The organism is Skermanella sp., from assembly GCF_059503625.1.
In genome coordinates this window covers 1-7,700 of record NZ_JCACHA010000899.1, presented here as the reverse complement: position 1 = coordinate 7,700, position 7,700 = coordinate 1, and the positions used below count along the sequence as shown (strand labels likewise).

Sequence of the window (7,700 nt, the reverse complement as noted above, 5' to 3'; positions counted from 1 at the left end):
TCCTTCCACGCCTGCTGGAAGACTGCACCATCAAACCCCGGGATCAAACAGCTAGGTGCTGCAGGTACTGTAGCGCGATGGCGCAGATCGCGACCTGCATCGGGGTAGGCGTCATGGCGGCCTCTTGGTATCGCACCCGATCAGCCGAGTGCTACTGACCAGAGCCCCGCCGGCGGGCCGGTTGGGGCTGCACCGCCGTTGGACGTGGTGCGTGGCCAAGCATTCGCTCTGTGTGCGGCCAAAGTGAAGCGGGATCGATTGACGCGCCAAGATCCAAGCTCTTCAGCAAACCGAGGAGGTTGCGGGACTTTTCACGGCCCGCCCGCGGCCTGGACAGTACGCCGGTCAGGACTGAAGCCGTGCAGGGCGCATCAGCGCTAGCGGAGTGCGAGCAACCCAGACGAACCGCGCCGGGCACCTCACTGGCGCCTTGGAACTGCCTAGATGATGCAGGCCGGAGCAGCCTGGCGCTTGCTCCCCAATTTGCCATCCTCATGGAAATGCCGTCCATGCTGGTGGGCAAAGCTGTCTAGGTCGCCCTACTTGCGTCATGCCGGGCGACACACCCAACGTAGCTCATGGCGGAGCGAACCGACAGAATGTAAGAATGTTTCAGAAGCGAGCACGCGAAGGAGGATGTGTATGCGTTGTCTGTTGGCCGGTGCGATCGGCCTGACCATATCGCTGGCAGGCGTGGCGGAGGCCGGTCAGGCCTTCGACGCGATCCGGGCACGAGGCACCATCGTCTGCGGCGTCAATCAGGGCGTTGCCGGCTTTTCGACCCCAGACAGTCGCGGTGAGTACCGTGGCCTCGACGCAGACTTTTGCCGGGCGCTTGCGGCGGCTGTGTTTGGCGATCCGGCCAAGGTTCGGTTCGTTCCGACCTCTTCGCAGAACCGCTTCACCATGCTGCAGAGTGGCGAGATCGACGTGCTCGCGCGAAACGCGACGCAGACGCTGCAGCGTGATACGGCTCTCGGTCTTAACATGGCGGGGGTCAACTTCTACGACGGCCAGGGCTTCATGGTGCGCCGTTCGCTCGGCATTACCTCGGCCCAACAACTTGACGGTGCGACGGTTTGCATACAGCCAGGCACCACGAGCGAGCTGAATATCGCTGACTATTTCCGCGCCAACAACTTGCGCTTTACGCCGGTATTGATTGAGCGGCCGGACGAGTTCGTGGGAGCCTATAGCTCCGGCCGATGCGACGCGATGACGCAGGATGCAAGTCAACTCGCCAGCTACCGGGCGACTGCCGTGCAGAACCCGAACGACCACATTCTCCTGCCCGAACGCATCAGCAAGGAGCCGCTCGGCCCCATGGTTCGGCACGGTGACGACCAATGGTTCGATGTGGTGAAATGGGTACTCACGGGCATGATCGAGGCCGAAGAGCTCGATATCACCCAAGCAAATGTGGATCAGCGCCTGCGTGACCCCAACCCCGCCGTGCAGCGACTTCTGGGCGTAACGCCCGGTTTCGGACGCGCACTCGGGCTTGACGAGCGATGGCTGTACAACGCCATCAAGGCGGTGGGGAACTACGGCGAGAGCTTCGAACGTAACCTCGGTAGGGGCAGCGCTATTGGGCTCCCACGTGGGCAGAACGACTTGTGGAGTCGCGGCGGCCTCATGTACGCATTGCCGCTGCGCTGATGCACGCTTTTCTGCAAGGCGTCTATCAGCAGTAGCATGAGCTCCGCCTGCCCTCTATCTCCGCTTGCTGGTAGCCTCCATCGGCCCGGAGATAGACGTCGTGCCGGGCTGACAGTTCGCACCCCTGCCACTTGCTCTGCAGCCAGGCGATCGCCAAGAATGAAAGGTTTGCGTCTTCTTGTTTAGCAGGGTAGCGAGCGACTCCTGGAGGTTGCTCATTGCGGCACCGTGCAGGTAAAGCACCGGCAGCAGCGCATCCAGGCTCGGCTGCGCCTGCGCAGCGCGGCAGTATGGTGAGCGGGAGCGCTCGCCGCCGGCGCTGGCACCGCGGTCGCGGACTTTCACCCGATGCACCGGCACCAGGCCAGCGCGGGTCCGGGCCGCCCGCTCCGGCCCCAAGCCCGTGCCACACCACGCTGTCGCGCCCGTCCGACAGCCGCTTCTCCCTCATCCTGACCGGGAACGCTTCCACCTCGCTTCAATGGCTTGCGCCAACATCCGGCGAACCTCCGTCAGGACGGCTGTCAGCCGGTCCCGCCGGATCGGGCTGACGGAGTGAAACGAGGATGCTATCGCTCGTTACAACGCATTGCTTTTCCAAGAGGTGTAAGCAAGCTCATCACCCGCCTCGTTACGCCACTTTCCTTACGCCGCCCTCACCCAGCTTCGGCCATAGCTTTGTGCCAGGAGGCACGCACCAGCAGTGTCCATTTCAGACGCCAGCACCATAGATCGGAGACGATTTCTCGCGCTGCTTGGCCTGACTGTAACAGCTCCACGCAGTGCTGAGGCACTCGAGCTTGCCGATGCCAACCGGCTAATTACAGAAAACCGCCGGGGCGGGGTACGAGTCCTCAGCGCACAAGGCGAGTTCGTCGGTGCGCGCGGAGCGTATTACGGCCCACCTGTGCCATTCGCTCATCTGCCCAAGCATCTGATTGACGCATTGGTGGCCAGTGAGGACCGCCGGTTTTATGAACACTGGGGACTGGATCCCAGAGCCATGGCACGCGCAGTGTGGTCGACGCTCACAGGGCGTACCCAAGGCGGCAGCACGCTAACCCAGCAGACCATCAAGGAAGTATATCTGAAGGAACACAGCCCCATCGTGCGCAAGCTGTTGGAGGAACCGGTTCTTGCGCCAATCCTGGAGTTCAATTTGAGCAAAGAGGACATCCTGTTCGTGTACTTCAACAGGGTCTTCTTCGGTGGCAGCGCGTATGGAATTGAGGCGGCTGCTCGTGTCTATTTCAACAAATATGCACGCAATCTCAGTATTCTAGAGTCTGCGATGATGGTTGGGCTGCTTCCTGCACCAAATCGATTCAACCCCCATCGAAACCTACAACTGTCGCAAGATCGGGGCTTCCGGGTCATTGAGCAGATGGTCGACGCCAACTATCTCACCCGACGTGTTGCAGATCGTGCTCGGTCACAAAGAATCACAGTAGCATCCTCCAAGTCGGCCTGGGGTGGAGTTTATCCTCGTGGTACGCAGACAGGGTGGTTCGCTCGTTGGGCAGAACATGAAGCCAACGCCAACTCGCCGGTTGCCGCGCAAAAGGGCACAAGAACCATAACAACAACATTGGATCTCCGAGTTCAGGCAGCGACTGAGGCGCATCTGGAGCAGGCATTTCGCCAACACGGCCGAACCAGACAGATTGAGGAAGGTGCAGTAGTCGTCATGCGCTATGACGGCGCGGTGGTGGCGCTTGTTGGGGGACGTGACTACAAGCAAAAGGAGTGGGATCACGCTACCCAAGCCAAGCGTCAGCCTGGGTCCGTCGCCAAGCTTTTTGTGTACCTGGCGGCGCTCCAGCAAGGCAGTATGCCTGAAACGAGGGTTAGCGATGCTGCTTTGACGCTGGGTGGCCGCTCGATCAGAAATTTCGATGACACGTATCTCGGGGATCTCTCGCTCGCTGCTGCACTTGAAAAGTCATCCAATACGGCCGCTGTTCGACTGGCTGTGCAGAATACCAACGCCATTAGAAATCTGCTCGAGGCAATGAATGTGGACAATGATCCCGACGGCGAGGCCGGTGACCTAGCACTCGGCGCCTATGAGGCCAAGCTGGTTGATCTGACGGCTGCCTTTGCCAGCGTAGCCAATCGGGGCAGAATGGTCGTGCCCTATTCAGTGCAGCGGGTCCAGGAGGCCACGGGCGTTGAAACGTTGGTGCGCGTGCTTCCGGCACGGCCCGAGATCAGGCAAATTATTGAGCCTCGCCATGCCGATCTCATGCGGCAGATGCTGGCGGGTGTGGTGCAGCGAGGCACCGGAAAAGCCGCTGATCCGGGCTTCTGGGCAGCCGGGAAGACGGGAACAACCAGCGCAAACCGCGATGCATGGTTTGTCGGCTTTACCGATCGGTATGTGGCGGGCGTGTGGTTGGGAAACAGCGACGGCAGGCCGATGCTTGGCGTTTCGGGCGGCGGCTTACCCGCTCAAATATGGCGCGCGGTGATGATCGACATTAGTAAGAGCGCTTGATCCCGCAACCAACCACTATGCCGTCAGCATCGGACAGAACCCGCCGGCCTCTTTCGGCGACGACGTCGCAGCGACTCGTCGGGCGCTGAAACGGCAGGATGGCCCGACGATCTGTCGGCCGTTCCTGCGGCGGCAGCGTCACCACCGAGGCCAGCGCCGATCCGAAGATCGGATGCCTGTCTACGTAGTGACCTTCGCGCCCGAGGTCAGCCAATCCACGCTCGATCAGTACACCGAGATTCCGCCACCGCCCGGCTTCGTGCCCGAGGAACAGCCGGACAGGTGCCTATTTGGTTGCAGACCGTTTCCACGCGGGCTTTGCCGGTGAAGGCAGTGAGGCTGACTTCGCGTTTCCACGTGATGCGCAGGTGCCGTTCGCAATGGCCGCGCTCGGAGCGCCAGTCACCGTTGCCGCCTGGAAGACCAAGTCCAGCTGGTACGTCGTTGCCATGGAGGAGGGCGCCGTTGCGCCTCCCCACGAGGCCACAAAGGTGCAGTTCGGCTCTAAAGACATGCTCACATCTAAGTCCGCTGGTGCTGTGCCAACCTCGCGCGAAGACGATGGCTTGCTGCTGACGCAGGCGGGCGCGATCCTCGCCTATTTGGCGTTCAAGCACCCCGAGTCCGGGCTGGCCGGCGGCGATGGCGTACGCGCCAGGGTAGAGGCGCATCGCTGGCCAGCCTTCTTCAATTCGGACTTTCATGCCTCCTTCTGGCCGATCGTCATGCCCTACCGCTACACGACTGACGAAAGCGAAGCGGCCCTACAGGCAGTGGTGGAGACACGGTACAAGCTAGCCGCAAAGCAGTTCGCCGTTCTGAACTGCCACCTTGATGACCGGGAACACATCCTTGACGAGGGGCGCTCAGTGATCGACGCTTATTCCTTCCCGATGATCCGCTAGGCGATCAACTTTTTGTCGGGCGGCCTGAAGGAGTATCCCAACGTGCAGTTGCTGCATCCCAAAATTGCTGCCGATCCGGCGGTGCAGAAGCCTCTTGCGCGCGAGGCGGGGAAGTGACCGTGGGCATGACAAGCGGCCTTCACCACGTCACCGGCATCACCGCCGATGTGCAGGCCAATGTCGACTTCTATGTCGGTTTCCTGGGCCTGAAGCTTGTCAAACGGACTGCCGGGTATGCGGATGCCGAGCAACTGCACCTGCTCTACGGCGACGGCCTTGGCAGCCCCGGATCGTTGCTGACCTTCCTTGTGTGGGAAGCCACCGGCCGTGGCCGCACCGGCATCGGACAGGTGTCGGAAGTGGCGCTCGCGGTTTCGCGGGCTTCCGTCGGCGATTGGCTGACCAGGGCACTCGCGGCCAACGTTCCCTTTGAGGGGCCATCTCGCGAGTTCGAAGAGCCGGTCCTGCGGCTGAAAGACCCGGACGGGTTGATCGTGAAGCTGGTCGGCGTCGACATGCCGACATCGGCTCCCCTTCCGGACGCGCCTACCCGGTTGCGGGGCGTCACCATCCTGACCGACAAGGCAGAACAGACCGCCGAGTTCGTGGCGCGTTTCGGTTACAGGCACGCGCAGCGCGCTGGCCTCACGCAGCGCATGGTGTCCGATACCGATGTCGTCGACGTCAGGGAAGTGTCGGGCTTCGTGCCGTCCGTTCCGGGAGCCGGAGTGCCGGACCATGTGGCTTTCCGCGCGCAGGATGCCGATGCAGTCCGGTCCATGCGGCTGTCGCTCGAGGACTACGGACCTACCGAGGTTCACGACCGGAAGTATTTCCTGTCACTCTATGTTCGCGATCCCGCCGGCGTTCTCATGGAATTTGCCACCGACGGGCCAGGGGTGACCGTTGACGAGGCGCCCGACGAGCTTGGCCAAACTCTGTTTCTGCCGCCGCGGGATGTTGGCCGCGCCGACGATCTGAAGGCGATGCTGCCGCAATTTGCCCTGCCCGGCGAGGAGCGGTTCCCCGTCCGCGACCTCCCCTTCATTCATCGCTTCAACCGGCCGGCGCACCCGGACGGTACGACTTTGGTGCTGCTGCACGGCACCGGCGGAAACGAAGCCGACCTGATGCCGATTGCTCGCCGCATTGCACCGCATGCAACGCTCTTGGGGGTGCGCGGCCGGGCAACCGAGGAAGGAACCAGTCGCTGGTTCCGCAGGGTCAACGCCACGACGTATGATCAGGCGGATCTCCTCAGCGAAGCGAAAACCTTTGCTGCGTTCGTCAAAGGCGCCGTAACCGGCTACGCGCTCGACGCGGAGAGGCTTGCTTTTCTCGGTTATTCCAACGGGGCAAGCTTTCTGGCTGCCGTCATTCTCTTTCACCCCGACGTCGTGCACCGCGCAATTCTCTTGCGGGGTATCCAGCCATCGGAGACCCTGGAGGCTGCGGATTTCTCGGGGACGCGCGTGCTGGTGCTCGATGGGCGTGACGATCCATATGTCCGTGACGTATCAAAACTGGAAGGCGCCCTGAGGACGCGGGGCGCGGAAGTCGAGTCCCAGACGCTGGAAGTCGGCCATGATTTGTCCGGCGCAGATGTCCGTGAGGCGGCGCGATGGCTTCGACAGAACCTATCGGGCGCGGCGCCTGTCGAGGGGGCCGATCCCTCGGCTTGAGTGACAGCCGGAAATTGCGTCGCCATTGACAATACTGCAAGGCTTCCGCGCATAGGTCTCGTTACTGCCCAGTGGTGCTCTGGCTGCAGCTGCATGCGTCATTGGGTCGGCTCCGCCTTTCTATGCTCGGCCGCCGCGCTTGCGTCAGAATTTCTATGGCAAGTTCGATAGGAAGTAGTCGGGGCTTCGTCCTCCGGCGCGCTCGAGGCTATCGTTGGCAAACAGGCGGGAACAGGCGGCTTGCATGCTGAGATTGGGCGCCGCCGAGTTCACGTTAATCTGCGCCTGGTGGCCAATGAATTGGCCGCTCTCGGCCGTGCCGGGAACGGCAATGCCGGGTGGAAGATAGATCACCTCCGCTTCGCAATGCGGCCAGGGGGCTGCGTAGTCGAAGTTGATGTGAAAGCCGGCATGGGGCTCAACGGTGAGAGCCGGGGATGCAGGTCCATGATGTTCGACGACCGCAAACCGGCCCGCCTCCGAAGTATTAGGGCAAATTCGGAAAGGGCACGACGAAAGGACCGACGCGACCGTCGCCCAGACTGCCGTCCGCTTGCGATATCGGCGCACAGGCCAAGCCGCGGGCGCCACGGCGCAACCGTGAAGATGTATCCGACCTCGTTCGCCAGCGTCCAAGCGCGGATGCCGGCGCTGCCGAAGCTCTGGAACTGAAAGGCGGCCTCGAGGTCCCAGTCTCCAGGGCCGCTACGGCCGAAGCCGTCGCGGCGCTAGCCGATCACACGCCGTGCCTGCGGCTGAGGGCAGTAGCGAAAGGCTCTGCGGTTTCGAAGGATCTGAAGAACTCCGTGCAGGATTGGTGTGGCCGGCGCGCGGTCGATGAGCGTCCAGCATCAGCGCCCCTGAGACAGCGCGGCGTTGTTGAGTATGGCCCACTGTGGTCGACTAGATGTTTGGTCCCGGGATTTTGTGGTGCGGGTTCTGGATGCATCTAAACGG

4 protein-coding genes and 1 pseudogene are annotated in these 7,700 nt (G+C 62.1%); 4 read left to right on the top strand and 1 reads right to left on the bottom strand.

Going from position 1 to position 7,700, the window contains the following annotated elements; genetic code table 11:
* Positions 1 to 636: 636 nt before the first annotated feature.
* The 4 genes from AC5JJ6_RS32770 (at position 637) to AC5JJ6_RS32755 (ending at position 6,743) form a co-directional block, all read left to right on the top strand.
* Complete coding sequence (locus AC5JJ6_RS32770) at positions 637 to 1,659, top strand: amino acid ABC transporter substrate-binding protein (RefSeq protein ID WP_496046066.1); 1,023 nt, start codon at positions 637 to 639, stop codon at positions 1,657 to 1,659.
* A 703-nt stretch (positions 1,660 to 2,362) separates the two neighbouring features.
* Positions 2,363 to 4,156, top strand: coding sequence for a transglycosylase domain-containing protein (locus AC5JJ6_RS32765; protein WP_496046065.1), 1,794 nt, complete (start codon positions 2,363 to 2,365; stop codon positions 4,154 to 4,156).
* Positions 4,157 to 4,446: 290 nt separating this feature from the next.
* Positions 4,447 to 5,061 carry a glutathione S-transferase family protein gene (locus tag AC5JJ6_RS32760; protein WP_496046064.1) on the top strand — a complete coding sequence of 205 codons (615 nt, stop codon included), beginning with the start codon at positions 4,447 to 4,449 and terminating at the stop codon, positions 5,059 to 5,061.
* Between the two features lie 113 nt (positions 5,062 to 5,174).
* Positions 5,175 to 6,743 (top strand): VOC family protein, encoded by a 1,569-nt coding sequence (locus AC5JJ6_RS32755; RefSeq protein ID WP_496046063.1) that lies wholly within the window; start codon positions 5,175 to 5,177, stop codon positions 6,741 to 6,743.
* Between the two features lie 350 nt (positions 6,744 to 7,093).
* Here the strand turns inward: AC5JJ6_RS32755 and AC5JJ6_RS32750 are convergent.
* Positions 7,094 to 7,432: pseudogene (locus AC5JJ6_RS32750) on the bottom strand (alginate export family protein); the annotation flags it as partial.
* Positions 7,433 to 7,700 lie beyond the last annotated feature (268 nt).

Excerpts from the sequence above, each read along its gene's own strand:
- AC5JJ6_RS32770 (WP_496046066.1), top strand. The coding sequence starts at position 637 with ATGTGTATGCGTTGTCTGTTGGCCGGTGCGATCGGCCTGACCATATCG.